Below are 26,782 nucleotides of genomic sequence, written 5' to 3' on the forward strand. Positions count from 1 at the left end.
GCCGTCTTCGCTGGCAAGCCAGCTCCTACGACAGCCCACTGTAGGAGCCGGCTTGCCGGCGAAACACCCAGCACAGTCATGGCAGATGCAACTGCCCACTGGCAATCAGCCGGGCATGCCCACCGATCTTCACCCGCTCACCTTCCAGACGACAAAACAACGCGCCACCTCGGGCAGAGCACTGGTAAGCGCTCAACTGCGGCTTATCCAAACGCTGCGCCCAGTAAGGCGCCAGGCAGCAATGGGTGGATCCGGTCACCGGGTCCTCATCGATACCAATGGCGGGGGCAAAATAGCGCGAGACAAAGTCGTGCTGCTCCCCGCGCGCAGTCACGATCACCCCGGGCCAGGGCAATTTCGCCAGCGCCGTCATATCCGGCCGGCACTCACGCACCGCCTGCTCCGACTCCAGCACGGCCAATAGCTCGTTGGCCCCCAGCAATTCGACGACCTCAACCCCCAGCGCTTGCGCCACCGCCTCCCGCCCTGCCTGGCTGCTCGGGCTGCGCAGCGGGAAATCCAGCCACAACAGGCCCTCTTCACGGGTGACACTCAGGGGCCCGGACTGGCTGAGAAAGTCGATACGCTGCGCGGTCTGGCCATAAACCTCGAACAACACATAGGCAGTGGCCAAGGTTGCATGCCCACACAACGGCACTTCCGTCACCGGGGTGAACCAGCGAATCCGCCAGCCCTGGGCCTCACGCACCACAAAAGCGGTCTCTGCCAGATTGTGCTCGGCAGCAATCTGCTGCATCAGCCTGTCATCGAGCCAGGACTCAAGCCGGTAAACCATGGCCGGATTACCCGCGAACGGGCGCTCGCTGAACGCATCGACCTGATGAAACTCAAGCTGCATATCCCTTCTCCGTGAATAACTGGCCCCAGCATGGGCCCTGGCCCCCAACGGGGGACAGACACAGAAGTCGGGATTTTCCTGCATACAGCAGCGGCCCTGGCCGCAGCCGTTGCGACTCAAGGACGACCGATATCGGCGAACCTGGCCTGGGTATGCTCGGCCAGTACCGCCGGCGCCAGCTCGACTTCCAGGCCACGGCGCCCGGCACTGACAAAGATGCTGGCGAACGGCTGCGCACTGTTATCGATAAAGGTCCGCAGGCGCTTCTTCTGCCCCAGCGGGCTGATGCCTCCCAGCAGGTACCCCGTGGCGCGCTGGGCGGCAGCCGGGTCGGCCATTTCAGCCTTCTTCACGCCCGCTGCGTGGGCCAGGGCCTTCAGGTCAAGACTTCCGACGACCGGCACCACCGCCACCAGCAACTCACCCTTTTCACTGCTGGCAAGCAAGGTCTTGAACACCTGCGCAGGATCAAGATCAAGTTTCTCCGCGGCCTCCAGGCCATAGGAAGCGGCCTTGGGGTCATGTTCGTAACTGTGGATGCGATGTTCGGCGCGAACTTTTTTCAGCAGGTCCAGTGCAGGGGTCATGGCAGCTCCAGCCGAGGAATGAAAAGGCAAAACCAAGCGCGCGAATTTTAGGTCATTCACCAGCAAAAGGCTCTATTCCAAGCCTTGATAACCGGCCCGTGTGCCTACGAAAGCAACCATGCCTGTCGTTCCCGCGACTATGCCCCGGAATCATTCATTTGATTGATATCTATAAAATGACCATCCGTTCACTTTCGACCTTTGACAGCGGTGTTTCTTGTCTATATTTTTTCGTTTCTGAATATCATGCGGTAGATCCAAGGTTGTACCCAGTAGCAAGGCGAGGTCGGAATGGGGATTCCGCCTTCGTTTAAAGTCGCGCTCCATGCCTTTTGCAGCAGCGCCAGACAACAACAAAAATCGAGGTTCACATGACAACTGCTCTGCAACAACCGTCGCTATCGGGCCAATGCATCGCCGAGTTTCTGGGTACTGCGCTGTTGATCTTCTTCGGCACCGGCTGTGTCGCCGCGCTCAAGGTCGCGGGGGCCAGCTTCGGCCTATGGGAAATCAGCATCATCTGGGGGATCGGCGTGAGCATGGCGATCTACCTGACCGCCGGAGTTTCCGGCGCGCACCTGAACCCGGCCGTGAGCATCGCCCTGTGCCTGTTCGCCGATTTTGAAAAGCGCAAACTGCCGTTCTACATCCTCGCCCAGATCGCTGGCGCCTTCTGCGCGGCGCTGTTGGTTTACACGCTGTACAGCAACCTGTTCTTCGATTTCGAACAAACCCACCAGATGGTCCGTGGCTCCCAGGCCAGCCTGGAACTGGCCTCGGTGTTCTCCACCTTCCCCAACCCGGCGCTGTCCACTGCCCAGGCGTTCCTAGTGGAGTTGGTGATCACCGCCATCCTGATGGGAGTGATCATGTCCCTGACCGATGACAACAATGGCCTGCCGCGCGGCCCGATGGCTCCGCTGCTGATCGGCCTGCTGATTGCCGTGATCGGCAGTGCCATGGGCCCGCTGACCGGGTTTGCGATGAACCCGGCGCGGGACTTCGGGCCTAAACTGATGACGTTCGTGACCGGCTGGGGTGAAATTTCCTTCACCGGCGGCCGTGATATTCCGTATTTCCTGGTGCCAATCTTCGCTCCGATCCTCGGCGCCTGCCTGGGTGCTGCAGCCTATCGCGGCTTGATTGCCCGCCATTTGCCCAGCGCTGCTGTCGCCCCGGAGGCCGAACAGGTCACCGAAGGCAAAGTCAAAGCTTCCTGAATCCAGTGGCGCGTGATCCTGCCCAAATCGATCGCGCGCCTGTTCTCACTCCCTTATTTCGTCCAAGGCAATCGACATGACCGACATTCAGAATAAGAACTACATCATTGCCCTCGATCAGGGTACGACCAGTTCCCGGGCGATCATTTTCGATCGCGACGCCAACGTGGTCTGCACCGCCCAGCGCGAATTCGCCCAGCATTACCCTCAGGCCGGCTGGGTCGAACATGACCCGATGGAAATCTTCGCCACCCAGAGCGCGGTGATGGTCGAGGCCCTGGCACAAGCCGGCCTGCATCACGACCAGGTGGCCGCCATCGGTATCACCAACCAGCGTGAAACCACTGTGGTCTGGGACAAGAACACCGGCCGGCCGATCTACAACGCCATCGTCTGGCAGTGCCGCCGCAGCACCGAGATCTGCCAGCAGCTCAAGCGCGACGGCCTGGAAGACTACATCCGCGAAACCACCGGCCTGGTGACCGACCCCTACTTCTCCGGCACCAAGCTCAAGTGGATCCTCGACAACGTCGAAGGCAGCCGCGAGCGTGCGCGCAACGGCGAGCTGCTGTTCGGCACCATCGACAGCTGGCTGATCTGGAAATTCACCGGCGGCAAGACCCACGTCACCGACTACACCAACGCCTCGCGCACCATGCTCTTCAACATCCACACCCTGGAGTGGGACGCGAAGATGCTGGAGGTGCTGGACATCCCGCGGGAAATGCTCCCGGAAGTGAAGTCCTCGTCGGAAATATATGGCCGCACCAAGAGCGGCATCGCCATCGGCGGTATCGCCGGCGACCAGCAGGCCGCGCTGTTCGGCCAGATGTGCGTCGAGCCGGGCCAGGCCAAGAACACCTACGGCACCGGCTGCTTCCTGCTGATGAACACCGGCGACAAGGCGGTTAAATCCCAGCACGGCATGCTCACCACTATCGCCTGCGGCCCCCGTGGCGAAGTGGCCTACGCCCTGGAAGGCGCAGTATTCAACGGTGGTTCCACCGTGCAGTGGCTGCGTGATGAACTGAAAATCATCAACGACGCCCATGACACTGAATACTTCGCCGGCAAGGTCAAGGACAGCAACGGTGTGTACCTGGTACCGGCCTTCACCGGCCTGGGTGCTCCCTACTGGGACCCCTATGCCCGTGGCGCACTGTTTGGCCTGACCCGTGGCGTGCGCGTGGACCACATCATCCGCGCCGCCCTGGAATCCATTGCCTATCAGACCCGCGACGTGCTCGACGCCATGCAGCAGGATTCCGGCGAACGCCTGAAAGCCCTGCGGGTGGACGGCGGCGCAGTAGCCAACAACTTCCTCATGCAATTCCAGGCGGACATTCTCGGTACTCAGGTTGAACGCCCGCAAATGCGCGAAACCACAGCCCTGGGCGCGGCCTACCTGGCAGGCCTGGCCTGCGGTTTTTGGGGTAGCCTGGAAGAACTGCGGGGCAAGGCCGTGATCGAGCGCGAGTTCGAACCGCAACTGGCTGAAGCGGAAAAAGAAGGCCTGTACGCGGGCTGGAAGAAGGCCGTCAGCCGCACCCGCGACTGGGAACCCCACGACGAGGCCAAATAAGCCAAGCCGTGGATTGGTAACCGCTTGTAACTGGTAGGGAGGGGATTCCTGCGGCATCATGGGCAAATTTTGCACGGCAGCCCAAAGGAAGCCCCATGAATCTGCCTCCCCGTCAGCAGCAAATCCTCGATCTGGTTCGCGAACGCGGCTACGTCAGCATCGAGGAATTGGCCCAGCTGTTCGTCGTAACCCCGCAAACCATCCGCCGCGATATCAACCAGCTGGCGGAAGCCAATCTGCTGCGCCGCTACCACGGTGGCGCAGCCTATGACTCCAGCGTAGAAAACACCGCCTACGCCATGCGCGCCGACCAGATGCGCGACGAAAAGCAGCGCATCGGCGAAGCCGTTGCCGCGCAGATCCCCGATCACGCCTCGCTGTTCATCAATATCGGCACCACCACCGAATCCATCGCCCGGGCCCTGCTCAATCACAGCCACCTGAAGATCATCACCAACAACCTGCACGTGGCCTCGATGCTCAGCGCCAAGGATGATTTCGACGTACTGCTCACCGGCGGCAATGTGCGCCGTGACGGCGGCGTGGTAGGCCAGGCCAGTGTCGACTTCATCAACCAGTTCAAGGTCGACTTCGCCCTGGTGGGCATCAGTGGCATCGACGAGGACGGCAGCCTGCTGGACTTCGACTACCAGGAAGTGCGGGTATCCCAGGCGATCATCGCCAATGCCCGGCAGGTGATCCTGGCTGCCGACTCCAGCAAGTTCGGGCGCAACGCCATGATCCGCCTGGGGCCCATCAGCCTGATCGATTGCCTGGTCACCGACCAGCAACCGGTACCGGCCCTGACCCAACTGCTCAACCAGCACAAGATCCGCCTCGAAGTGGTCTGACTGCTCTCCCTCCTGCGGATCCGGCCGCGCTCGAACGACGAGCCTCGACGCTTCATCGCTTTCGAAATCGCCGCGGCCGATCCCGCCATCCAGCCCAAGGCAACAGCAGCGGCTACAGTTACCCGTCGACAATGTTCGAAAACTTTCCTTTAGCGCTGCTTCGATCAGTTTTTTCAATCGAAGCACGCTGGATGCGTGCATCTTTATGCGCTAGTATTTTCGAAAATGAACATTAATGTTCGAATTCAAATATCAAAGTAACACGAGGCCTGTCGATGCCCACTTCTACCTTGCCCGCGCGCCCTCTTTCCGAGGTTTACGATATCGCCGTCATTGGCGGTGGGATCAATGGTGTTGGAATTGCCGCCGATGCGGCAGGTCGCGGCCTGTCCGTGTTCCTTTGCGAAAAGGACGACCTGGCCAGCCATACCTCCTCGGCCAGCAGCAAGCTGATCCACGGCGGCCTGCGCTACCTCGAACATTACGAGTTCCGCCTGGTGCGCGAAGCCCTGGCCGAACGCGAAGTGCTGCTGGCCAAGGCCCCGCATATCGTCAAGCCCATGCGTTTCGTCCTGCCGCACCGGCCGCACCTGCGACCAGCCTGGATGATCCGCGCCGGCCTGTTCCTGTATGACCACCTGGGCAAGCGGGAAAAACTCGCTGGCTCACGCAGCCTGAAGTTCGGTGCCGACAGCGCCCTGAAAGCCGAAATCACCAAGGGCTTCGAATACTCCGATTGCTGGGTCGACGATGCGCGCCTGGTGGTGCTCAATGCCATGGCCGCCCGCGAACACGGCGCCCACGTTCATACCCAGACCCGCTGCATCAGCGCCCGTCGCAGCAAGGGCCTGTGGCAACTGGAGCTGGAGCGCGCCGATGGCAGCCTGTTCTCCATCAGCGCCAAGGCCCTGGTGAACGCCGCGGGCCCCTGGGTCGCCAAGTTCATCAAGGACGACCTCAAGCTGGAGTCGCCATACGGTATCCGCCTGATCCAGGGCAGCCACCTGATCGTGCCCAAGCTGTACGAGGGCGAGCACGCGCACATCCTGCAGAACGAGGACCAGCGCATCGTCTTCACCATTCCCTACCTCAACCAGTTCACCCTGATCGGTACCACCGACCGCGAATACACCGGTGACCCGGCCAAGGTGGCGATCACTGAAGGTGAAACCGATTACCTGCTGCAAGTGGTCAATGCGCACTTCAAGAAACAGCTGAGCCGCAGCGATATCCTGCACAGCTATTCCGGCGTTCGCCCGCTGTGCAATGACGAATCCGACAACCCTTCGGCCGTGACCCGCGACTACACCCTGGCCCTTTCCGGCCATGGCGAGGAAGCCCCCCTGCTGTCGGTGTTCGGCGGCAAGCTGACCACCTACCGCAAACTGGCGGAATCGGCGATGGCGCAGCTGGCGCCGTACTTCAAGCAAGCCAAGCCGAGCTGGACAGCCCAGGCCACCCTACCCGGTGGCGAGAACATGAGCACGCCACAGGCACTGGCAGAAGCCATCCGCAAGAAGTTCGACTGGGTACCCAGCCAGATCGCCCAGCGCTGGGCCACCAGCTACGGCAGCCGTACCTGGCGCCTGCTGGAAGGCGTGCACAGCCTCAGCGACCTGGGCGAACACCTGGGCGGCGGCCTCTATACCCGCGAAGTGGATTACCTGTGCAGCGAGGAATGGGCAGTGAAAGCCCAGGACATTCTCTGGCGCCGGAGCAAGCTCGGGCTGTTCACCACCGAGGCGCAGCAGCAGCAACTGCAGGATTATCTGCAGAAAGTCGAACACAATCGCGGCAAGATCAAGGCTGCCTGAGCCACATAGGCAAGCAAAGCCCCTGCACCGGAAGGTCCAGGGGCTTTTTTGTGGGCCTGCAGGATTGAACGTTTCGCCGGCAAGCCGGCTCCTACAATGGCAGGGGCACGTTCGGTTTTCCGAATGGCGAAGCCGCAGGGGTTCGGATAACCGGATACAGCCGCTGAAATCCCCAGGTCATAAATATTCTATAGGCTTGAAAATCAAGGGTTTGACGATGATCAATGGGTCTGGCACGACTCATGCTCTACACTGTGCGACGAATGCCTGTCGTGCCAACACAACAGGAGCCGTCAAGGCATTCGCTGTATAAAAGAGCCGTCGAACTGGCTTCATAAAAAAAACAAATGTCGAGGAAATATTGATGCGCATCGTTCCCCATCTGTTGGGCGCAGCTATCGCTGCCGCTCTGATTAGCACTCCAGTTTTCGCTGCCGAGCTCACCGGCACACTGAAGAAAATCAAAGAGTCCGGCACCATCACCCTCGGACATCGCGACGCTTCCATTCCGTTTTCCTACATTGCTGACGCTTCCGGCGTGCCAGTGGGTTACTCCCACGACATCCAGCTGAAAATCGTCGAAGCGATCAAGAAAGACCTCGACATGCCTGACCTGAAGGTCAAGTACAACCTGGTCACCTCCCAGACCCGCATCCCGCTGGTGCAGAACGGCACCGTGGACGTCGAGTGCGGCTCCACCACCAACAACGTCGAGCGTCAGCAACAAGTCGACTTCTCCGTTGGCATCTTCGAGATCGGCACCCGTCTGCTGTCCAAGAAGGACTCTTCCTACAAGGACTTCGCGGACCTGAAAGGCAAGAACGTGGTAACCACAGCCGGTACCACTTCCGAGCGCATCCTCAAGGCCATGAACGCCGACAAGCAGATGGGCATGAACGTGATCTCCGCCAAGGACCACGGTGAGTCGTTCCAGATGCTGGAATCGGGCCGCGCCGTAGCCTTCATGATGGACGACGCGCTGCTGGCCGGTGAAATGGCCAAGGCCAAGAAACCGACCGACTGGGCCGTGACCGGTACCCCTCAGTCCTACGAAATCTACGGCTGCATGGTGCGCAAGGGCGATGCCCCGTTCAAGAAAGCCGTGGATGACGCCATCGTCGCCACCTACAAATCGGGCGAAATCAACAAGATCTACGACAAGTGGTTCCAGTCGCCGATCCCGCCAAAAGGCCTGAACCTGATGTTCCCGATGAGCGATGAGCTCAAGGCCCTGATCGCCAACCCGACCGACAAAGCGGCTGACGACAAAAAGTCCTGATTCCTGACTAACCTTATCTCCTGAAGGGGCCCTGCCCTTTCAGGAGTCTGTCACTACCTGCTGGCATTTTTTGGAAACACTCGAACCGGTGGTTGTCGAGCCGATCGTGTGTGCCTGATCGTCATGATCAGGCGGGAACGGACGTCCCCAGGCGGGTGCTTGTACATCGAACGATCTGAGGGGTAACCCTAATGAATTACAACTGGGACTGGGGCGTGTTCTTCAAGTCCACCGGCGTGGGCAGCGAGACCTATCTCGACTGGTTCATCTCCGGCCTGGGCTGGACCATCGCCATCGCCGTGGTGGCCTGGATCATCGCGCTGCTGCTGGGCTCGATCCTGGGCGTCATGCGCACCGTGCCGAACCGCCTGGTGTCGGGCATCGCCACCGTGTACGTGGAGATCTTCCGCAACGTGCCGCTGCTGGTGCAGCTGTTCATCTGGTACTTCCTGGTGCCGGACCTGCTGCCGGAGAACCTCCAGGAGTGGTACAAGCAGGACCTCAACCCGACCACCTCGGCCTACCTGAGCGTTGTCGTGTGCCTGGGCCTGTTCACCGCCGCACGGGTTTGCGAACAGGTACGTACCGGTATCCAGGCCCTGCCCCGTGGCCAGGAATCCGCCGCACGCGCCATGGGCTTCTCGCTGCCGCAGATCTACTGGAACGTGCTGCTGCCCCAGGCCTACCGGATCATCATTCCGCCGCTCACCTCGGAATTCCTCAACGTATTCAAGAACTCCTCCGTGGCGTCGCTGATCGGCTTGATGGAATTGCTGGCCCAGACCAAGCAGACCGCCGAGTTCTCGGCCAACCTGTTCGAAGCCTTCACCCTGGCTACCCTGATCTACTTCACCCTGAACATGAGCCTGATGCTGCTGATGCGCCTGGTGGAGAAGAAAGTTTCGGTCCCCGGCCTGATCTCCGTGGGAGGTAAATAATGGAATTCGACTTCTCGGGCATCATCCCGGCCATTCCCGGCCTGTGGAACGGCATGCTGATGACCCTCAAGCTGATGGTCATGGGTGTGGTCGGCGGGATCATCCTCGGTACCTTGCTGGCCTTGATGCGCTTGTCTCACAACAAGCTGCTGTCGAACCTGGCGGGCGCCTACGTCAACTACTTCCGCTCGATCCCGCTGCTGCTGGTGATCACCTGGTTCTACCTGGCGGTGCCGTTCGTGCTGCGCTGGATCACCGGCGAAGACACCCCGATCGGCGCATTCACCTCGTGCATCGTGGCCTTCATGATGTTCGAAGCGGCGTACTTCTGCGAAATCGTCCGTGCCGGCGTGCAGTCGATCCCCAAGGGCCAGATGGGCGCCGCCCAGGCACTGGGCATGAGCTATGGCCAGACCATGCGCCTGATCATCCTGCCCCAGGCGTTCCGCAAGATGACCCCGCTGCTGCTGCAGCAGAGCATCATCCTGTTCCAGGACACCTCCCTGGTGTACACCGTGGGCCTGGTGGATTTCCTCAACGCCTCGCGGTCCAGCGGCGACATCATCGGCCGCTCCAATGAATTCCTGATCATCGCTGGTCTGGTCTATTTCACAATCAGCTTTGCCGCCTCGCTGCTGGTCAAGCGTCTGCAAAAAAGGTTCGCCGTATGATCTCTATCAAGAACATCAACAAGTGGTATGGGGACTTCCAGGTGCTGACCGATTGCAGCACCGAGGTCAAGAAAGGTGAAGTGGTGGTGGTCTGCGGGCCGTCCGGCTCCGGCAAGTCGACCCTGATCAAGTGCGTCAACGCCCTGGAACCCTTCCAGAAAGGCGACATCGTGGTGGACGGCACTTCCATCGCCGACCCCAAGACCAACCTGCCGAAACTGCGTTCCCGCGTGGGCATGGTGTTCCAGCATTTCGAGCTGTTCCCGCACCTGACCATCACCGAGAACCTGACCATCGCGCAGATCAAGGTGCTGGGCCGCAGCAAGGAAGAGGCCACCAAGAAAGGCCTGCAACTGCTGGACCGCGTCGGCCTCGCCGCCCACGCCCACAAGCACCCGGGGCAACTCTCCGGTGGCCAGCAACAACGTGTGGCCATCGCCCGCGCCCTGGCCATGGACCCGATCGTCATGCTGTTCGACGAACCGACCTCGGCCCTGGACCCGGAAATGGTCAACGAAGTGCTGGACGTCATGGTGCAACTGGCCCATGAAGGCATGACCATGATGTGCGTGACCCACGAAATGGGCTTTGCCCGCAAAGTGGCGAACCGGGTGATCTTCATGGACAAGGGCCAGATCATCGAGGACTGCCAGAAAGAAGAGTTCTTCGGCGATATCAGCGCCCGCTCCGAACGTGCGCAGCACTTCCTCGAGAAGATCCTGCAGCACTAAAACCCGCGTTCCTGTAGGCACCGGCTTGCCTGCGACGGGACGGTATCTGACTCCCCTATCGTCAGTGCCGCCCTGGTCGCCGGCAAGCCGGCTCCTACAGACACTGCGCAGTGGTTGACCCAAGGCATCTGTGATGAAATGCGACCCCACTCTCTATCGCGCCGCGCCGCCATCACTCGCCGTGAAACCCCGCCTGATCCGACATCTGTTCCTGCCGCCCCTGGTCATCCTGCTGATGATCGGCCTGGGCTACGTCGGGTTCTGGATCAGCGAGCACAACGGCATCCGCACCCTCGGCGAAAACGGCCAGCGCCAGCTGGAGCTGCATGCCCGCGCCGTAGAAAGTGAGATCAGCAAGTACACCTATCTGCCAAGCCTGCTGGAACTGGAATCCAGTGTTTCCCAGCTGCTGGGCGATCCTTCGCCGGAACACCGGCAAACCGTCAATCAATACCTCGAAGGCCTGAACCGCCGCAGCCGCAGCCGGGCCATCTATGTCATGGACACCACGGGCCGGGTGGTAGCCACCAGCAACTGGCGTGACGTCGACAGCTACCTGGGCGAAGACCTGTCGTTCCGGGCCTACTACCAGAACGCCGTGCGCGGCCAGCCCGGGCGCTTCTACGGCATCGGCAGCACCAACGGCGAACCTGGCTACTACCTGGCCCATGGCCTGGAAGAACAAGGCAAGATCATCGGCGTGGCGGTGGTCAAGGTACGCCTGGAGGCCCTGGAGGAACGCTGGCAGCGTGCCCGCCTGGAAGCCTTCGTCAGCGACGAAAACGGCATCATCATCTTGTCCAGCGACCCGGCGCGCCGCCTCAAGTCGGTCCGCCCGCTCAGCGACGACACCAAGGAACGCCTGGCCCGCAGCCTGCAATATTACTGGTTCCCCCTCAACGAACTGGAACCCCTGGCCCGGGAACGCCTGGCCGAAGGCGTGGAAAAGCTGACCTTTCCGGCCAACACCGAGCTGGTGTCCGACGAGAAAGCCATCAGCTACCTGTCCCAGACCCGGCCCCTGAGTGATACCCCCTGGAACTTCACCCTGCTCACCCCGTTGCAGGACCTGCGCCGCGAAGCCATCAACCAGGGCATCCTGGTGGCGGTGGCCTTTGCCCTGGTGGCCTTTCTGCTGATCGCCTGGAACGAACGGCGCAAGGTCATCGCCACTCGCCTGGCCGCCCGTGAAGCCCTGCAGGAAGCCAATAGCCAGCTGGAACGGCGGATCACCGAACGCACCGCCGACCTGCGGGCCAGCAACGAACGGCTCAAGGGCCAGATCCGCGAACGCCGCCAGGCCGAGGAAACCCTGCGCCGCGCCCAGGACGAACTGGTCCAGGCCGGCAAGCTGGCGGCCATCGGCCAGATGTCCACCAGCATCGCCCACGAACTGAACCAGCCCTTGGCGGCCTTGCGTACCTTGTCCGGTAACACCGTGCGCTTCCTCGAACGCGGCGCCCTGGACACCGCCAGCGCCAACCTCAAGACCATCAATGAACTGATCGACCGCATGGGCCGCATCACCGCCAGCCTGCGCTCCTTCGCCCGCCGTGGCGACGACCAGGGCCAGGCCAGCCTGGACAAGGCCGTTGACGCAGCCCTGCAAGTGCTCAATGCGCGCCTCGAACCCCTGCCCCTGCAACTGCACCGCGACTTCACCGAGCAGACCCTGCAGATCGACCAGACCCGCCTGGAGCAGATCCTGGTCAACCTGATCGGCAATGCCCTGGATGCCATGCAGGCCCAACCGGCGCCGCAACTGTGGCTGGAGGGCGAACTCAGCGAGGGCAAGTACCGCCTGCGGGTGCGCGACAACGGCCACGGCATCGATCTTGAAGCGCGCAAGCACCTGTTCGAACCCTTCTTCACCACCAAACCCGGCGAGCAGGGCCTGGGCCTCGGCCTGACCCTGTCCGCCAGCCTCGCCGCCGCTACCGGCGGCAGCCTGGGGGTGGAACACCCGGCAAGCGGCGGCACCGCCTTTGTCCTCAGCTTGCCCCTGGCAAGCCCCACTCGAGCCGAGCCGATATGAACAACGAGCTGACCGTGCTGATCGTCGAAGACGACCCCCATGTCCTGCTGGGTTGCCAACAGGCCCTGGCCCTGGAAGACATTCCCTGCATCGGTGTGGGCAGCGCCGAAGAAGCCCTGGCCCAGGTCGGTGAAAACTTTCCCGGCATCGTGGTCAGCGACATTCGCCTGCCGGGCATCGATGGCCTGGAACTGCTGAACCGCCTCAAGGCCCGGGACCGCAGCCTGCCGGTGGTGCTGATCACCGGTCACGGCGATATTTCCATGGCCGTGGGCGCCATGCAGAAAGGCGCCTACGACTTCATGGAAAAACCCTTCTCCCCCGAGCGCCTGGTGGATGTGGCCCGCCGCGCCCTGGAGCAACGGGGCCTGGCCCGGGAAGTGACCTCCCTGCGCCGCCAACTGGCCGAACGCAGTTCCCTGGAAGGGCGGATCATCGGCCGCTCGCCGGCCATGCAGAACCTGCGGGAGCTGATCGCCAACGTTGCCGATACCTCGGCCAACGTGCTGATCGAAGGCGAGACCGGCACCGGCAAGGAACTGGTCGCCCGTTGCCTGCACGACTTCAGCCGGCGCCACCAGCAGCAGTTCGTCGCCCTGAACTGCGGCGGCCTGCCCGAGAACCTCTTCGAAAGCGAAATCTTCGGCCACGAGGCCAACGCCTTCACCGGCGCCGGCAAACGGCGCATCGGCAAGATCGAGCACGCCCACCAGGGCACGCTGTTCCTCGACGAAGTGGAAAGCATGCCGATCAACCTGCAGATCAAGCTCTTGCGCGTGTTGCAGGAACGCACCCTGGAGCGCCTCGGTTCCAACCAGAGCGTGGCCGTGGATTGCCGGGTGATCGCCGCCACCAAGTCGGACCTGGACGAAATGAGCCGGGCCAAGGAGTTTCGCAGCGATCTGTACTACCGCCTCAACGTGGTGACCCTGGAACTGCCGCCCCTGCGCGAACGCCGCGAAGACATCCTGCAGTTGTTCGAGCATTTCCTGCAGCAGTCGTCCCTGCGCTTTGACCGCGCGGTGCCGGAGCTGGACAACCAGACCCTGTCGACCCTCATGAGCCACGACTGGCCGGGCAACGTGCGCGAGTTGCGCAACGTCGCCGAACGCTTTGCCCTCGGCCTGCCGGCCTTCAAGAAGCCCGGCAGCAGTGTCGCCCATGGGCTGGGCTTTGCCGAGGCGGTGGAAGCCTTCGAGCGCAACCTGCTCAACGATGCCTTGCAGCGCAGCGGCGGCAACCTGACCCAGGCCAGCCAGGAGCTGGGCATGGCCAAGACCACCCTGTTCGACAAGGTCAAGAAGTACGGCCTGAGCCACTAACCCAAGGCGCGAGTAACCATGGATCTATTGTTGAAGGCCGCCCTGGGCGCGGCGGTGGTGGTGATTCTGGCGGCCCTGGCCAAGACCCGGAACTACTACATCGCCGGCCTGGTGCCGCTGTTCCCGACCTTTGCCCTGATCGCCCACTACATCGTCGGCAAGGGCCGCTCCCTCGATGACCTGAAGACCACCATCCTGTTCGGCATGTGGTCGATCATTCCCTACTTCGTCTACCTGGCGACCCTGTATGTGATGGTCGACCGCCTGCGCCTGGAAGCTTCCCTGGCAGTGGCTGCCGTGGCCTGGCTGATCGCCGCGACGATCCTGGTCAGCGTCTGGGTGCGCCTCCACGCCTGAGCTCCCGCCCTTCCTGTAGGAGCGAGCTTGCTCGCGAAGCCTGCGCCGCGGTCTTTCACCGGCAACCCGGCAACGACCCTGGCCCGACCCTTGCATTTACCCGGCAAAGCCCGTCCAGCCTGCGTTCGAGCGGTATCACGCAGTTTTCTGGAGGGCGCTGCCATGGGTAAAGAACACTTTGAATATCTTAGATCTCGACCACAGCCTGACCGCCCAGGAGCCGATCATCCGACGCCTGAACAGCGGCCAGGCGCGGCGTCTCGACCTGCTGGACCTGGGGCCCAAGCTGCGCCTGTGGTCCACCGAGCGCACCTACCGTCACTTCACCGAACGCCTGCGCCAGCGGCCCCGCCACAGCGGCCCGCAGCCGGAAATCTTCTTTGTCGGCTCCGGTGACTATCACCACCTGACCCCGGCCTTTCTCGGCGACCTGCAAGAGCCGGTGAGCCTGATCCACTTCGACAACCACCCGGACTGGGTGCGCCTGGCTCCGCGCCGGCATTGCGGCTCCTGGGTCAACCGGGCGCTGAAACTGCCGCACATCCAGCGCATCGTCACCCTTGGCCCCTGCAGCGAAGACCTGCACAACCCACAACTGCGCGGCGGCAACGTCGCCGCCCTCAAGCACGGCAAGCTGCAGCTGTTCCCCTGGCAGCACGCGCCGTCCAAGGTCTGGGGGCGGGTCGGCGATGGCGCCGGGCACCAGCAGCAGGAAAACCACCTGCACTGGCGCAACCTGGCGGAACTGGACTGGCAGGCCTTTCTCGAACAGATGATCGACAGCCTGCCCACCGAGGCGATCTGGATCACCATCGACAAGGATGTGCTGGCCAGCGAAGACGCCGCCACTAACTGGGACCAGGGCGGCATGCGCCTGACCCACCTGCTGCAGGCCCTGCGCACCCTGGCCGCGCGCAAGCGGATCCTGGGCATCGACGTCTGCGGCGAGTTCGCCCAGCCGGCCTTCAGCAACGCCTTCAAACGCTGGGAAGCCAAGTCCGACCAGCCTCCGGCCGAGCGCTGGAGCCAGGACGACCTGCTGCGCAACTCGGTGACCAATGAAGCCCTGATCTCGCTGTTCGAGGAGCTGTTCCCGTGACCCTGACCGTTGTTCTGCTGGTGGCCTTTTCCATTGTCCTGGACGTGGTCGGCCAACTCTGTTTCAAGCTCGGCCTGGACCGCCTGCCAGAGCTGGAAGGCGGTTTTCGCCTGAACGCTTTCTGGGGCCAGGTGTTCAACGCGCCCTTGCTGTGGTGCGGCATCGGCGCCTACGCCATCGAGTTCTTCGTCTGGCTCGAAGCCCTGTCCCGGGCGCCCCTGAGCCTGCTGTTCCCCGCGGCGGCCCTGGCCTATTGCGGCGTGGTACTGGCGGGCAAGGTGGTGCTGGGCGAGACCGTCAGCCGCCGTCGCTGGCTCGGCACCCTGGTGATCACCGCCGGGGTGATGCTGGTGTGCGTGGCCAGTACCTGAGCCTTGTTCAACGAATAGAAGGAAGCGTTTGATGAGTTCCAATACCTCCCACGGCTGGCTGCACGAGCGCCTGGGCACCATCGTGCTCTGGGCCTTGCTGATCGGTTTCGAAAGCGCCGGGCAGATCGCCACCAAGGTTGGCGGCGACCAGCTGGGCCAGATGGATTTCAACCTGCAGTGGCTGGCGGCGGTCGCGGTCAACCCCGGGGTGCTGATGGCGATTGCCTGCTATATCGGCGCGTTTTTCGTGTGGATGCTGATCCTGCGGCGCAGCAGCCTGTCCCTGGCCTTCCCCTTGAGCTCCCTGGTATTCGTGGTGGTGCTGCTGGGCTCGTGGCTGGGCCTGGGCGAGCAGATCAGCCTGCTGCACTGGGTCGGCGTCTTTGTAATCATCGGCGGGATTGCCCTTTTGGCGGAGGGTGAAGAGGCCTGAGGGCCTCTTTGCTACAGCGAAGGGATGTTGTGCAGGAGCCGGCTTGCCGGCGAAGGCGATCTTGCTGGCCCCTTCGCTGGCAAGCCAGCTCCTACAGCCACGGGGTTTAGGCCTTGCGGTGGGACACCAGGAAACCCAGGCCGTGGGACACCGGAATCACTTTCACCCCGGCAGCCCGTTGCTGCTCGCGGATCTCGCGGTGGAAAGCCTTGACCTTGGTCCAGTGCATCTTCGGCCGGTAGTGATGCTCGGCGTGGTAGCCGTTGTTCATCCAGATCAGGTTGTACAGCGGGCTGTAGGAGCTCACGCCCCAGGCGATCGGCAGGTCCGGGTTGCCCCCCAGGTGCTCGTAGTAGCCATTGAGCGACGACAGCGACTGCCCCAGGTACCAGAACGGCAGCAGCACCAGCACCGCATGCCAGTCATACAGCGCCAGGGCCAGATAGAACGCCACTGTGACGCCGATCTCCACTTTTACCCAACGTGCATCGTCAGGCCGTTTGCGCTGCATTTCCTGGTAGATCTCCTTGGGATCGTCGCGGAAAAAGCTCAGAAAAGTGTAGGCCCAGGGGTTGTCCGGCTGGCCATCCTTGCCATGCAGGTAGATGGAGAGCGGGTCGACGGTCTTGCCATTGGCGTCCGGCAGGTCGGAGTTGCCCCGGTGGTGGCGGTTGTGGATGTCGCGGTACAGGGTCTGGGAAAAACCTATGGTCACCGAGAGCAGCAGGTCGAAGCCGCGGTTCATCCACCCGGGGGTGAAATAGGCGTTGTGGATCTGGTTATGGGAAATGCTGTTGATGCTCCACGACAGGCTGACCGCGTAGAGCAGCGCCGCCGGCAGGATGACCCACCAGGACAGGGCGTGGAAATCCAACACCAACCACAGCACAAAGGCGAAATGCGCCACGGCCATGGCAATCGGGATCAGGTCCCAGAGGGAATAGGCGAGTAGACGATAGGCAGGTCGAGCCATGAAGAACTTCCTGAGAAATTGAATTCATGGCGACCATTGCAAAGGCCAGACCAGTTTTTGCTGTAGCCGCCCCAGGCCGTGCTCAGGCCAGGGAGGCGCCCCTCAGAACTTGTAGCTGATGGCGGTCTGCACCTGCCCCTGGTTGACCTCGCCCTTGTCACGGACGATGGTGCTGTCGGCGGCGGAGTTGACCAGGCGCGTCCAGCTGGCACTGGCCACCAGCGCCCAGTTGTCCCCCAGGGGGAAGTGGAAATTCTGGCTCAGGGTGAAGTTCTGCATGCCACCGCTGGCGTTGTACTGGCCAATGCCGGAAGCGAGGGACTCCTTGGCGTCGACGCCGAAGAAGGTCTGGCTCTGGCGGCCATCGGCGAAGTGCAGGGTCAGGTTGTTGCTGCCAATGATGCCCAGGCCCAGCGGGTAGCCGATTTCACCCCCGACCTTGCCCAGCACCCCGCCCTGGCCCCCGGCACCGCCCACCGCCTGGCCCACGGCGGCGAACAGCCGCCAGAAGTCCTCGGGGGCGTACTCGATGAAGGCGCCGATATCGGCCATGTCGCGAACATCCCGCAGGCCGCGCAGCGCGCCGTCGGAATTACGCCCCTGCAGGTAATTGATGTAGGGGCCGATGCTCAAGCCATTGCTCTTGAAGGCATCCCAGGTCAGGCCATCGTCACCGCTCAGGCTGACATCTCCCCAATCCAGGTCCATGTACGGCAGCGGCACGGTGTCGTAGCTGCTGCCTGTGGGGTCATGGGGTTGATAGCCCAGGCCCAGGCCCAGTTCACCGGTGATGCCGGAGTCGGCCATGGCGCCACTGGCGAGGGTCAGGGAGAGCAGGCCGGCCAGTAAGGCGGGGGAAGAAAGCCTGGGCATGAATGAGTTTCCTTGTCTGAACATGCGCGCATCAATCATCAGAGCGGCCCTTGGGCGCAAGCACTGATGTTCTTTGTAGGGACCTACAAAAATTGTAGCCAGAACTCTACAAATCACCCTCTTTCCTCGCCAAGACCCCAGCCCCGCTGGGTTTTGGCCACTTGGCACAGTCCCTGCTCTACCCCTGCCACAAGCGCAAAGAGCGCTCTTATTCAACAGGTAACAGCAGATGATGCACTGGCATATCGTATGTGACTTCGACGGGACCATCTCCCGCGCCGACGTGATCGATAACGTTCTCCAACGCTTCGCCGACCCCAGCTGGGAAGGCATAGAGCAGGAATGGCTGGACGGTCACATCGGCTCCCGAGAATGCCTCAGCCGCCAACTGGCCCTGGTCAAGGCTTCGCCCGCCGAACTGCTGGGCTACTTCGACAGTGTCGAAATCGACCCCGACTTCCCCGACTTCGTCGATCACGTGATCGGCCTGGGCGCTTCCATCGAAGTGGTCAGCGACGGCATCGAGCAGGGCATCGCCCGCATCCTGGCACGCAACTACGTGACCCTGCTGCCGATCCTCGCCAACCGCCTGCGCCAGGTCGACCACAACAGCTGGCGCATCGACTTCCCCTACGCCAGCGACGCCTGCCGCGCCGCTTCCGGCAACTGCAAGTGCAAATCCACCCCGCGGGGCAAGCGCGTGCTGGTGATCGGCGACGGCCAGTCGGACATGTGCGTGGCTTCCACCGCCGACTTCGTGTTCGCCAAGGATCGCCTGGCCGACTACTGCGAACGCAACAAGATTCCCCATGCGCGGTTCGACTCCTTCGCCGAACTGCCAGCGCTGCTGGCCAAGCTGCCGAATAACGCCGCCAACGCGACCAACTTCTCTCTTGAAACCCAGGAACTCTTCCACCATGTCTGATATCCGCATCGCTACCGCAGAAGACCAGATCCTTCTGGAAAAAGAAGCCAAGTACTGCTCCTACGGCGATACCGTTCACTACATCGAACCACCGCGCATCTTCAGCCGCTGCGAAGGCTCCTACGTCTGGGACACCAGCGACCAGGCCTACCTCGACCTGCAGATGTGGTACTCGGCGGTGAACTTCGGCTACGCCAACCCACGCCTGAACAACGCCCTCAAGCAACAGATCGACACCCTGCCGCAGATCGCCAGCCAATACCTGCACAAAGGCAAGATCGAGCTGTCGGAAATGATCGCGGTCGACGCCAAGAAGAAGTTCGGCCTCGACGGCCGCGTGCACTTCAACGTCGGCGGTTCGCAGTCGGTGGAGGACTCGCTGAAAGTGGTGCGTAACGCCACCAACGGCAAGAGCCTGATGTTCGCCTTCGAAGGCGGCTACCACGGCCGTACCCTGGGCGCTTCGTCGATCACCTCCAGCTACCGCTACCGCCGCCGCTACGGCCACTTCGGCGAGCGTGCGCAGTTCATTCCATTCCCGTACCACTTCCGCGGCCCCAAAGGCATGACCAAGGAAGAGTACGGCAGCCACTGCGTGCAGCAGTTCGCCCGCCTGTTCGAAACCGAATACAACGGCGTCTGGGACCCGAAGGTCGGCCAGAGCGAATATGCCGCCTTCTATGTCGAGCCGATCCAGGGCACCGGCGGCTACGTGATCCCGCCGATGAACTTCTACAGCGAGCTCAAGCACGTGCTCGACCAGCACGGCATCCTGATGGTGGTCGACGAGATCCAGATGGGCTTCTACCGCACCGGCAAGCTGTGGTCGATCGAGCACTTCGACGTCAAGCCGGACGTGATCGTGTTCGGCAAGGCGCTGACCAACGGCCTCAACCCGCTGGGCGGCATCTGGGCCCGTGAAGAGCTGATCAACCCGGGCGTGTTCCCGCCAGGTTCGACCCACTCCACCTTCGCCTCCAACCCGCTGGGTACCGCCGTGGGCCTGGAAATGTTCAAGATGACCAGCGAGATCGACTACGGCGCGATGGTCATGGAGAAAGGCAAGTACTTCCTGGCCGGCCTGCAGGACCTGCAGAAGCGCTACCCGATCATCGGCGACGTCGACGGCCTGGGCCTGGCCCTGCGCTGCGAGATCTGCACCACCGACGGCTTCACCCCGGACAAGGCGACCCTGGACTACATGGTCGAGGAAGGCATGAAGGGCGACATCGAAATCAACGGCCAGCGCCTGGGCCTGATCCTCGATGTGGGCGGCTACTACAAGAACGTCATCACCCTGGCCCCGTCGCTGGAAATCAGCTACGCAGAAATCGACCTGGGCATCGCACTGCTGGATCGCCTGCTGGATCGGGCCATGAAGCGATGAGCAAGGCTGAGATCGATCTGGGCGAAGGCAGCGCCGGCTTCGTTCTCGGCACGGGTCCGGTCGGGGTCTTGTTGATCCACGGCCTGACCGGCACCCCGACGGAACTCCGTCGGGTGGCCCAGGGCCTGGCCAAGGACGGTACGTGCACGGTGTACGTACCGACCCTGCCCGGGCACTGCGGGGACAACAGCGACCTGCAGGCCACCGGCTGGCAGGACTGGTACGAGGGCGTGCGCAAGACCTTCGCCGATGTACAGCAGCGCCACGAGCAGGTGTTCGTGGGTGGCCTGTCCATGGGTGCGGTGATGTCCATGTACCTGGCCTCCGAGCATCCGGGACGGATCAGCGGCCTGCTGATGTACTCCACCACCCTGAAGTACGACGGCTGGAGCATCAACAAACTGGCCTTCCTCACCCCGTTGCTGATGAAGATCCCCTTTGGCGTGCACATCTGCCGCTTCGAGGAAAAGCCACCCTACGGCATCAAGAACGAACGCCTGCGGGCCATCGTCGAGAAGCAGATGAAAGCCGGTGAAAGCAGCAATGCCGGGCTCCTGACCATGGAGGGCGTGACGGTGCGCGAATTGCACCGGATGAACGCCGTGGTCAAGAAACGCATGCCGTCGATCCTGACTCCGGCCCTGGTGCTGCACTCCAGCGAAGACGACATCACCAGTACCTGGAACGCCGACTACGTGGAGCGCAAGCTCGGCGGCCCGGTGACCAAGATCCTCCTCGACAACTGCTATCACATGATCACCGTGGACCTGCAGTACCAGCGGGTGATCGAACTGAGCGCAGATTTCATCCAGCAGCGAGTGGTGACACCTGCGGTGCGCGAAGACTACCGACAGCTGGCGTGACTTAAGGAAGAGACGTGATAACCGCCCAAGCCTTTTCAACCATCCAGGCCATCGATCGCAGCGCCTGGAATGACTGTTTCCCAGGGGCCCTGGAGGATTGGGACTATTACCTGGCCGTGGAAAAAGCCGCGATCGCCGATTTTCGCTGGCGCTACCTGGCGCTCTACGAGGGTTCGACCCTGGCGGCAGTGGCGCCGGCCTTCACCACCCAGTACCGGCTTGATACCACGGTCTCCGGGCTGGCCAAGCGCTTCACCGAACGCCTGGCACGCCAGTGGCCCGGGGCCCTGGAGCTGCGCCTGTACGCCATAGGCTCGCCTGTGGCCGAACAGTGCAATGCCGGCACCGCCAGCCATGTGCCTGCGCAACGCCGCCAGGAGCTGCTGGAGCAGCTGCTGCAACTGGCGCGACGCGATGCCGACAGCTTCGGCATCGGCCTGATGGCGGTCAAGGATGCGCCGAGCAACGACCGGCAATGGGCTGCCAGTTGCCTGGCCGCGGGCCTGCAAGCCATGCCGAGCCTGCCCACGGCGCTGCTGCCGGTGCCCTTTGCCTCGATCGACGCCTACCTGGGCACCCTGGGCAAATCCACCCGCAAGGACCTGCGCCGCAAACTCCGGACACCGGCGCCACGCATAGAATGGCGCCGCCAGATCGACGACGTGCTGCCGGACATCATGCGCCTCTACGAGGCCACCCTGAATCGTAGCGACCTGCAGTTCGAACGCCTGCCGGCAGGCTACTTCACCGGCATCCTCGAGCAGTTGGGGGAACGCGCGGCCTGTGTCCTGTACTGGGTCGACGAGCAACTGGTGGCCTTCAACCTGGTGCTCATCGACCAGCATCGGCTGATCGACAAGTTCTTTGCCCACGACCTCAGTGTCACCCGTGAGCACAATCTGTATTTCCGCAGTTGGCTGGCCAACGTCGACTACTGTATTCAGCAACGCATTCCCCTGTACGAGTGCGGCCAGGCCGGTTATGCCAGCAAGTTGCGCCTGGGTTGCCAGTTCACCGGTAACATGTTGTTTTTCCGGCATCGCAATCCCTTGCTCAATGCCCTGCTCAAACTGATAAAACGCTTTGTCCGCCCGGATCGCTCCGACCCCGCCATGGCTGCTGCAATAAGCGAAAGTACATGACCAGAAAAGATCGTCGCCCTCCTCGCCCCTTCGCCATTTCCCGCTGGAGCCTGCAACGCAAGCTGGTGCTGGCGTTCTGGCTGGTCAGTGTGATTCCCACCATGATCGCCGCGGAACTGGCGGCCACTACCCTGTCGGAAATCTTCGACAGCAACGTGCGGATCTGGCTGCAGGAGTCCACCAAGATCGTCGAGGACGAGATCACCGAAATCCTCCATGACAACGCGCGGATCGCCCAGCTGTTCCTGCGCTATACGCGCCCGCCCACGGACCGCAATGCGGCCAAGCATGACAAGCTCACCGCCGACATCGCCGATTCCATGGGCATCGACGTGGTGGCGCTGATCCGCAAGAACGATCACAAGGTGGTGTTCACCACTGCCGCCGATGACGTGGTGGGGCAGATCAGTACCGCCTCCAATGCCGTGCTGCAGACCATCCAGGTCGGCGGCGTGGCCACCGGGGCGGTAGTCTCGACGTTCCAGACCCAGCTCGACGGGGTCGACTACCAGTTGCTGATCGCCACCTACCTGGACGCCAGCTTCCTCACCAGCGTGGCCGACGTGCATTCCCTGGACCTGCGCCTGTACCTGGCCAAGGCCGATGACTTCTCGGAAATCTTCGCCACCCAGCGCTTCGAGGACCACCCGCCCCAGGTGCCGCACAAGATCGAAGACATCCTGCGCGCCACCCGCCAGCCCACCGAGCAGTTCACCAGCCGCTACAGCGGCCTGTACCGGCCGATCTTCAACGACAGCGGCGACCTGGTGGGGGTGATCTTCAGCGGCCTGCTGCGCCATAGCAGCCTGGTGGGCCTGGTCAACCAGAGCAACCTGTTCATCCTGATCTTCCTGCTCAGCTCGGCAGCCTCGCTGTGCGTCGGCTGGCTGGTTTCCCAGCGCCTGACCCGACCGCTGCGGGGCCTGTCCAAGGGCGTGCAGGCGGTGATCGCCGGCGACTACCGCCAACGGGTGCCGGTGATCGGCGGCGACGAACTGGCGGAGCTGAGCAGCACCTTCAACCACATGACCGAGCGCCTGGGGGAACTGCAGCATCTGGAAGCCCAGTTGCGCCGCCGCGACCGCCTGCATGCCCTGGGCGAAGTGGCCATGGGCCTGGCCCACGAGATCCGCAACCCGCTGGGCATCATCAAGACCGCCACGCAGTTGCTGCACCGCCGGGCCAACCTGCCGGAAAACGACAAGCGCCACCTGGAATACGTGATCAGCGAGGTCAGCCGGATCAACGACCTGATCACCGAATTCCTCGATTTCGCCAAGCCCAGCGCGCCGATACGCGCCACCCAGCTGGCCCGCCCGCTGGTGGAGGAATTGCTGGGCTTCTGCACCCCGGAACTGGCCACCCACAACATCGACGCGCGGATCGACGACCAGGCCCCCGGCGCGACCCTCCACGCCGATGCCCGGCAACTCAAGCAGGCCTGCCTCAACCTGATTCTCAACGCCATCGACGCCATGCCCGACGGCGGCCGCCTGACCCTGGGCATTTCCCAGCGCGACGACGAAACCATCATCAGCGTCAGCGACACCGGCCAGGGCATCGAGCCGGACATGCTGGAACGCATCTTCACCCCATTCGTCACCACCAAGGCCTCGGGCACCGGCCTGGGTTTGGCTAAAGTCTTCTCGATCATGGAAAGCCATGACGGCCATATCGAGTGCACCAGCGAAAAAGATGCTGGCGCCACCTTCAGCCTGTACATTCCGGCCAACGGTGAAGAAGACGACGAGGACAGTGATGACGCATAACCTGCTGGTGGTCGATGACGAGCCGAAACTCTGCGACCTGCTGTCCTCGGCCCTGAGCCAGAACGGCATCCAGGTATTCACCGCAGGCAACGGCCTGCACGCGCTCAAGGTGCTGGAGCAGGAAGACATCGACCTGGTGATCAGCGACTGGCGCATGCCCGGCATGGACGGGCCGCAGTTGCTGGGGGAAATCAAGCAGCGCTACCCGCAGTTGCCGGTGATCGTGATGACCGCCTACAGCACGGTGAAGAATGCCGTGCAGTCCATGCGCAACGGCGCCTACGACTACATCGCCAAACCCTTCGACATCGACGAACTGGACATCACCGTCAGCAAGGCCCTGCAGTTTCGAGACATCCTCAAAGACAACCAGCGCATGCGCGCCGAGCTCGCAGAGCATCAGCAGATCGACAGCCTGGTGGGCGACAGCCCGGCCTTCCGTCGGGTGCTGCAAGCCGTGGATTCGGTGCGCGAAAGCAACGCCACCATCCTCCTGACCGGGGAAAGCGGCACCGGCAAGGAAATGGTCGCCCGGGCCATCCATAAGCACGGCAACCGGGCCGACAAGCCCTTTGTCGCGGTCAATTGTGCGGCCATTCCCGAGGGCCTGCTGGAAAGCGAGATGTTCGGCCACCGCAAGGGCGCCTTCACCGGCGCCGTGGCGGACCGGGTCGGACGTTTCCAGCAAGCCGACAAGGGCACCCTGTTCCTCGACGAAGTCGGCGACATGCCCCTGGCCCTGCAGGCCAAGATCCTGCGTGCCCTGCAGGAGCGAGTGATCGAGCCGGTGGGCGATCCGCGGGAGCGCAAGGTGGATGTGCGGGTGATCGCCGCCACCAACAAGAACCTGCTGGAAGCGGTGGCCAACAAGGAATTTCGCGAAGACCTGTACTACCGCCTGAATGTATTCCCGATCCCCTTGCCGGCACTGCGCGAACGGGTCGAGGACATCGCCCTGCTGGCCCGGCACTTTGCCCACAGCCTGGGTGCCACCGCCGGCAAGCGCATCAGCGGCTTCAGCCCCGAAGCCCTGCAGGCCATGGCCAGCTACGCCTGGCCGGGGAATATCCGCGAACTGCAGAACTGCGTGGAGCGGGCCACCATCGTCGCCAGCGGCCAGGTCATCGAAGAAAAGGACCTGCCAGGGTATCTGTTCGGTCCCCAGGCGCAGGGCACAGAGAGCAGCGCAGCCATCAGTGTCGGCCCGCAAGTGCCCAGCGACCTGGAAGCGGCCCTGGCGGAAGTGGAAAAAGCCTACATTCTCGCCGCCCTGCAGCAGAGCAACGGTGTCCAGGCGGCAGCGGCGCAGTTGATCGGTATTTCCGAGCGCAGCTTCTGGTACCGGCTGAAGAAACTCGGCATCCAGGTGGACAAGATCGTTCGCTGAAACCGCAGCGCTTCATTCGCCGGCAAGCCGGCTCCTGCACCCAACCGCAAGAGCCGGCTTGCCGCGCTGCCCTAGAGGATGTTGCTGCTATCGAGCGGCTCGATCTGCGCCCAGTGGGAAGTGTCTTCCCGGTGGGTTTGCAGGTATGGCAGCACCGCCGCCAGCAGCGGCGCCTTGAAGGCTTCCTGGAACCGGTGGGCCAGCCCCGGAATCAACTTCAACTGGCTGCCCTGGATCTGCGCCGCCAGGTGCACGCCGTGCATCACCGGCAGCAACGGGTCGGCGGTGCCATGCACCACCAGGGTCGGCACCCGCAGTTGCTTGAGCAATGCCACCCGGCTCGGCTCGGCAAGAATCGCCATGATCTGGCGCTTGACCCCTTCCGGGTTGAACGCCCGGTCATAGGCCACCGCCGCCTGTTGCAACAGGACCTGGCGGTCATCGCTGACCTTCGGGCTGCCCAGGGCCGCCAGCAGGTCGGCCTGCTGCTCCAGCGCCGCTTCCCGGCTCGGTGCGTTGCGCCGCGAGAGCAGTTGCACCAGCGCCGCGTTCGGCGCCGGCAAACCTTCGGCCCCGGAACTGGTCATGATCAGCGTCAGACTCTCGACCCGCCGCGGCTCCATGGCTGCCAGGTGCTGGGCGATCATCCCGCCCATGCTCGCCCCCAGCACGTGGAATTGCTCGATATGCAGGGCGTCCATCAGGCCCAGGGCGTCATCGGCCATGTCGGTCAGGGTGTAGGGCGCCGCCACCGGCAGGCCCAGCTTGTAGCGCAGCACTTCGAAGGTCAGGTTGGCGCTGGCCGGGGCCTGGCGCCAAGTGGACAGGCCGACATCGCGATTGTCGTAGCGGATCACCCGAAACCCTTGCTGACACAGGGCCACCACCACCTCATCCGGCCAGTGGATCAGTTGCCCGCCCAGGCCCATGACCAGCAGTAACGCCGGGTCGGAGGTGCGCCCAATGCTCTGGTAGGCCAGGCTCACCTGCGGCAGGTCGACCCGTTGGGTCGGGACATTGACATCGCAGCGCGCGGCCGCAAAACACAGCGGGCCGAGCAACAGCCCGGCCAAGAGTAGAACAGTCGAAAAAAATCGTACCCGCATGAAAAACACCGAAACGCAGAACCCCAGTGGAGCGCGAGTCTGATGAACCTGGATGATTCGCGCTGCCACAGTTGCGTGACAATTTGATGAAGATTGCCCCAGCGGTACTTTTTCCGCGGCAAGGGTCGGCGCTTGCCCCCGGCACCCGGTGCACAACACACAGGCGCTGTCGCCCGTATCGACAAAGATGCCCGCGAATCGATGAACG

At 62.7% G+C, this 26,782-nt stretch carries 25 protein-coding genes; 20 read left to right on the plus strand and 5 right to left on the minus strand.

All coding sequences use genetic code 11. The features are described from left to right. Window positions 1-76: 76 nt before the first annotated feature. Complete coding sequence (locus A9971_RS23005) at window positions 77-859, minus strand: PhzF family phenazine biosynthesis protein (protein WP_041752529.1); 783 nt, start codon at window positions 857-859, stop codon at window positions 77-79. A gap of 116 nt (window positions 860-975) precedes the next feature. Continuing rightward, the gene (gene ybaK / locus A9971_RS23010; protein WP_011063120.1) at window positions 976-1,446 is read right to left on the minus strand and encodes a Cys-tRNA(Pro) deacylase; all 471 of its coding nucleotides are present in this window, start codon (window positions 1,444-1,446) and stop codon (window positions 976-978) included. Between the two features lie 371 nt (window positions 1,447-1,817). Here ybaK and A9971_RS23015 point away from each other — a divergent pair, with 371 nt between their 5' ends. The 14 genes from A9971_RS23015 to A9971_RS23080 all read left to right on the plus strand — a co-directional run bounded on the left by A9971_RS23015 (window position 1,818) and on the right by A9971_RS23080 (window position 16,149). Then, window positions 1,818-2,666, plus strand: a complete 849-nt coding sequence (locus A9971_RS23015) for an MIP/aquaporin family protein (protein ID WP_015636822.1) — start codon at window positions 1,818-1,820, stop codon at window positions 2,664-2,666. A 76-nt stretch (window positions 2,667-2,742) separates the two neighbouring features. After that, window positions 2,743-4,248, plus strand: coding sequence for a glycerol kinase GlpK (gene glpK, locus A9971_RS23020; RefSeq protein WP_019093252.1), 1,506 nt, complete (start codon window positions 2,743-2,745; stop codon window positions 4,246-4,248). Window positions 4,249-4,343: 95 nt separating this feature from the next. Further along, window positions 4,344-5,099 (plus strand): DeoR/GlpR family transcriptional regulator, encoded by a 756-nt coding sequence (locus A9971_RS23025; RefSeq protein ID WP_011063123.1) that lies wholly within the window; start codon window positions 4,344-4,346, stop codon window positions 5,097-5,099. Between the two features lie 275 nt (window positions 5,100-5,374). After that, entirely contained in the window at window positions 5,375-6,913 is a 1,539-nt protein-coding gene (gene glpD, locus A9971_RS23030; protein ID WP_015636824.1) for a glycerol-3-phosphate dehydrogenase, read from the plus strand. A 364-nt stretch (window positions 6,914-7,277) separates the two neighbouring features. Next, window positions 7,278-8,192 carry a glutamate/aspartate ABC transporter substrate-binding protein gene (locus A9971_RS23035; RefSeq protein ID WP_011063125.1) on the plus strand — a complete coding sequence of 305 codons (915 nt, stop codon included), beginning with the start codon at window positions 7,278-7,280 and terminating at the stop codon, window positions 8,190-8,192. Window positions 8,193-8,383: 191 nt separating this feature from the next. Further along, window positions 8,384-9,130: an amino acid ABC transporter permease gene (locus tag A9971_RS23040; protein ID WP_011063126.1), complete on the plus strand. Its 747-nt coding sequence runs from the start codon at window positions 8,384-8,386 to the stop codon at window positions 9,128-9,130. Then, window positions 9,130-9,801: an amino acid ABC transporter permease gene (locus A9971_RS23045; protein WP_011063127.1), complete on the plus strand. Its 672-nt coding sequence runs from the start codon at window positions 9,130-9,132 to the stop codon at window positions 9,799-9,801. Before A9971_RS23040 ends, A9971_RS23045 begins: the two co-directional genes overlap by 1 nt. Beyond that, a complete protein-coding gene (locus A9971_RS23050) occupies window positions 9,798-10,532 on the plus strand; it encodes an amino acid ABC transporter ATP-binding protein (RefSeq protein ID WP_011063128.1) in 735 nt (244 codons plus the stop codon). Before A9971_RS23045 ends, A9971_RS23050 begins: the two co-directional genes overlap by 4 nt. A 133-nt stretch (window positions 10,533-10,665) precedes the next feature. Further along, window positions 10,666-12,567, plus strand: coding sequence for a sensor histidine kinase (locus A9971_RS23055; RefSeq protein WP_011063129.1), 1,902 nt, complete (start codon window positions 10,666-10,668; stop codon window positions 12,565-12,567). Beyond that, on the plus strand, window positions 12,564-13,889 hold the full coding sequence (locus tag A9971_RS23060; protein ID WP_183000034.1) for a sigma-54 dependent transcriptional regulator: 1,326 nt from the start codon (window positions 12,564-12,566) through the stop codon (window positions 13,887-13,889). The genes A9971_RS23055 and A9971_RS23060 overlap by 4 nt, the downstream gene beginning before the upstream one ends. A 27-nt stretch (window positions 13,890-13,916) precedes the next feature. Further along, the gene (locus tag A9971_RS23065; protein ID WP_169892259.1) at window positions 13,917-14,246 is read left to right on the plus strand and encodes a GlpM family protein; all 330 of its coding nucleotides are present in this window, start codon (window positions 13,917-13,919) and stop codon (window positions 14,244-14,246) included. Window positions 14,247-14,424: 178 nt separating this feature from the next. Next, a complete protein-coding gene (locus A9971_RS23070) occupies window positions 14,425-15,345 on the plus strand; it encodes an arginase family protein (protein WP_011063132.1) in 921 nt (306 codons plus the stop codon). Further along, window positions 15,342-15,716, plus strand: a complete 375-nt coding sequence (locus A9971_RS23075) for a transporter (protein ID WP_011063133.1) — start codon at window positions 15,342-15,344, stop codon at window positions 15,714-15,716. The genes A9971_RS23070 and A9971_RS23075 overlap by 4 nt, the downstream gene beginning before the upstream one ends. Before the next feature lie 31 nt (window positions 15,717-15,747). Beyond that, window positions 15,748-16,149, plus strand: coding sequence for an EamA family transporter (locus A9971_RS23080; RefSeq protein ID WP_011063134.1), 402 nt, complete (start codon window positions 15,748-15,750; stop codon window positions 16,147-16,149). Window positions 16,150-16,255: 106 nt separating this feature from the next. On the opposite strand, the gene A9971_RS23085 is transcribed toward A9971_RS23080, so the two are convergent. Together A9971_RS23085 and A9971_RS23090 are read right to left on the minus strand one after the other, a co-directional pair. Beyond that, window positions 16,256-17,122, minus strand: a complete 867-nt coding sequence (locus A9971_RS23085) for a fatty acid desaturase (protein WP_183000035.1) — start codon at window positions 17,120-17,122, stop codon at window positions 16,256-16,258. A 102-nt stretch (window positions 17,123-17,224) separates the two neighbouring features. Beyond that, on the minus strand, window positions 17,225-18,034 hold the full coding sequence (locus A9971_RS23090) for a MipA/OmpV family protein (RefSeq protein WP_081305227.1): 810 nt from the start codon (window positions 18,032-18,034) through the stop codon (window positions 17,225-17,227). A gap of 190 nt (window positions 18,035-18,224) precedes the next feature. Here A9971_RS23090 and A9971_RS23095 point away from each other — a divergent pair, with 190 nt between their 5' ends. Genes A9971_RS23095 through A9971_RS23120 form a run of 6 tightly spaced genes read left to right on the plus strand, consistent with a single transcriptional unit; the run spans window position 18,225 to window position 25,468 of the window. After that, window positions 18,225-18,920, plus strand: a complete 696-nt coding sequence (locus A9971_RS23095; protein ID WP_011063137.1) for an HAD-IB family phosphatase — start codon at window positions 18,225-18,227, stop codon at window positions 18,918-18,920. Beyond that, window positions 18,913-20,307 (plus strand): aspartate aminotransferase family protein, encoded by a 1,395-nt coding sequence (locus A9971_RS23100; protein WP_011063138.1) that lies wholly within the window; start codon window positions 18,913-18,915, stop codon window positions 20,305-20,307. The genes A9971_RS23095 and A9971_RS23100 overlap by 8 nt, the downstream gene beginning before the upstream one ends. Beyond that, window positions 20,304-21,170: a carboxylesterase gene (locus A9971_RS23105; protein ID WP_053153538.1), complete on the plus strand. Its 867-nt coding sequence runs from the start codon at window positions 20,304-20,306 to the stop codon at window positions 21,168-21,170. The genes A9971_RS23100 and A9971_RS23105 overlap by 4 nt, the downstream gene beginning before the upstream one ends. Before the next feature lie 14 nt (window positions 21,171-21,184). Next, window positions 21,185-22,312: a GNAT family N-acetyltransferase gene (locus A9971_RS23110; RefSeq protein WP_183000036.1), complete on the plus strand. Its 1,128-nt coding sequence runs from the start codon at window positions 21,185-21,187 to the stop codon at window positions 22,310-22,312. After that, a complete protein-coding gene (locus A9971_RS23115) occupies window positions 22,309-24,081 on the plus strand; it encodes a HAMP domain-containing sensor histidine kinase (protein ID WP_011063141.1) in 1,773 nt (590 codons plus the stop codon). Before A9971_RS23110 ends, A9971_RS23115 begins: the two co-directional genes overlap by 4 nt. Next, entirely contained in the window at window positions 24,071-25,468 is a 1,398-nt protein-coding gene (locus tag A9971_RS23120) for a sigma-54 dependent transcriptional regulator (RefSeq protein ID WP_015636832.1), read from the plus strand. The genes A9971_RS23115 and A9971_RS23120 overlap by 11 nt, the downstream gene beginning before the upstream one ends. 71 nt (window positions 25,469-25,539) lie before the next feature. Here A9971_RS23120 and A9971_RS23125 read toward each other — a convergent pair whose 3' ends face one another. Continuing rightward, complete coding sequence (locus tag A9971_RS23125) at window positions 25,540-26,574, minus strand: alpha/beta fold hydrolase (RefSeq protein ID WP_103289598.1); 1,035 nt, start codon at window positions 26,572-26,574, stop codon at window positions 25,540-25,542. Window positions 26,575-26,782 lie beyond the last annotated feature (208 nt).

The sequence above is a fragment of the Pseudomonas sp. UME65 genome, assembly GCF_014170225.1.
GTDB classification, from domain to species: Bacteria; Pseudomonadota; Gammaproteobacteria; order Pseudomonadales; family Pseudomonadaceae; genus Aquipseudomonas; species Aquipseudomonas protegens.

What these genes read in the sequence shown, in the direction of transcription:
- A9971_RS23035 (WP_011063125.1), top strand. Translation starts at nt 7,278, where the DNA reads ATGCGCATCGTTCCCCATCTGTTGGGCGCAGCTATCGCTGCCGCTCTG.
- A9971_RS23090 (WP_081305227.1), bottom strand. Translation starts at nt 18,034, where the DNA reads ATGATTGATGCGCGCATGTTCAGACAAGGAAACTCATTCATGCCCAGG.
- A9971_RS23120 (WP_015636832.1), top strand. Translation starts at nt 24,071, where the DNA reads ATGACGCATAACCTGCTGGTGGTCGATGACGAGCCGAAACTCTGCGAC.
- A9971_RS23095 (WP_011063137.1), top strand. Translation starts at nt 18,225, where the DNA reads ATGATGCACTGGCATATCGTATGTGACTTCGACGGGACCATCTCCCGC.
- ybaK (WP_011063120.1), bottom strand. Translation starts at nt 1,446, where the DNA reads ATGACCCCTGCACTGGACCTGCTGAAAAAAGTTCGCGCCGAACATCGC.
- A9971_RS23100 (WP_011063138.1), top strand. Translation starts at nt 18,913, where the DNA reads ATGTCTGATATCCGCATCGCTACCGCAGAAGACCAGATCCTTCTGGAA.
- A9971_RS23040 (WP_011063126.1), top strand. Translation starts at nt 8,384, where the DNA reads ATGAATTACAACTGGGACTGGGGCGTGTTCTTCAAGTCCACCGGCGTG.
- A9971_RS23125 (WP_103289598.1), bottom strand. Translation starts at nt 26,574, where the DNA reads ATGCGGGTACGATTTTTTTCGACTGTTCTACTCTTGGCCGGGCTGTTG.
- A9971_RS23105 (WP_053153538.1), top strand. Translation starts at nt 20,304, where the DNA reads ATGAGCAAGGCTGAGATCGATCTGGGCGAAGGCAGCGCCGGCTTCGTT.
- A9971_RS23045 (WP_011063127.1), top strand. Translation starts at nt 9,130, where the DNA reads ATGGAATTCGACTTCTCGGGCATCATCCCGGCCATTCCCGGCCTGTGG.
- A9971_RS23115 (WP_011063141.1), top strand. Translation starts at nt 22,309, where the DNA reads ATGACCAGAAAAGATCGTCGCCCTCCTCGCCCCTTCGCCATTTCCCGC.
- A9971_RS23025 (WP_011063123.1), top strand. Translation starts at nt 4,344, where the DNA reads ATGAATCTGCCTCCCCGTCAGCAGCAAATCCTCGATCTGGTTCGCGAA.
- glpK (WP_019093252.1), top strand. Translation starts at nt 2,743, where the DNA reads ATGACCGACATTCAGAATAAGAACTACATCATTGCCCTCGATCAGGGT.
- A9971_RS23015 (WP_015636822.1), top strand. Translation starts at nt 1,818, where the DNA reads ATGACAACTGCTCTGCAACAACCGTCGCTATCGGGCCAATGCATCGCC.
- glpD (WP_015636824.1), top strand. Translation starts at nt 5,375, where the DNA reads ATGCCCACTTCTACCTTGCCCGCGCGCCCTCTTTCCGAGGTTTACGAT.
- A9971_RS23085 (WP_183000035.1), bottom strand. Translation starts at nt 17,122, where the DNA reads ATGGCTCGACCTGCCTATCGTCTACTCGCCTATTCCCTCTGGGACCTG.
- A9971_RS23055 (WP_011063129.1), top strand. Translation starts at nt 10,666, where the DNA reads ATGAAATGCGACCCCACTCTCTATCGCGCCGCGCCGCCATCACTCGCC.
- A9971_RS23050 (WP_011063128.1), top strand. Translation starts at nt 9,798, where the DNA reads ATGATCTCTATCAAGAACATCAACAAGTGGTATGGGGACTTCCAGGTG.
- A9971_RS23080 (WP_011063134.1), top strand. Translation starts at nt 15,748, where the DNA reads ATGAGTTCCAATACCTCCCACGGCTGGCTGCACGAGCGCCTGGGCACC.
- A9971_RS23005 (WP_041752529.1), bottom strand. Translation starts at nt 859, where the DNA reads ATGCAGCTTGAGTTTCATCAGGTCGATGCGTTCAGCGAGCGCCCGTTC.
- A9971_RS23060 (WP_183000034.1), top strand. Translation starts at nt 12,564, where the DNA reads ATGAACAACGAGCTGACCGTGCTGATCGTCGAAGACGACCCCCATGTC.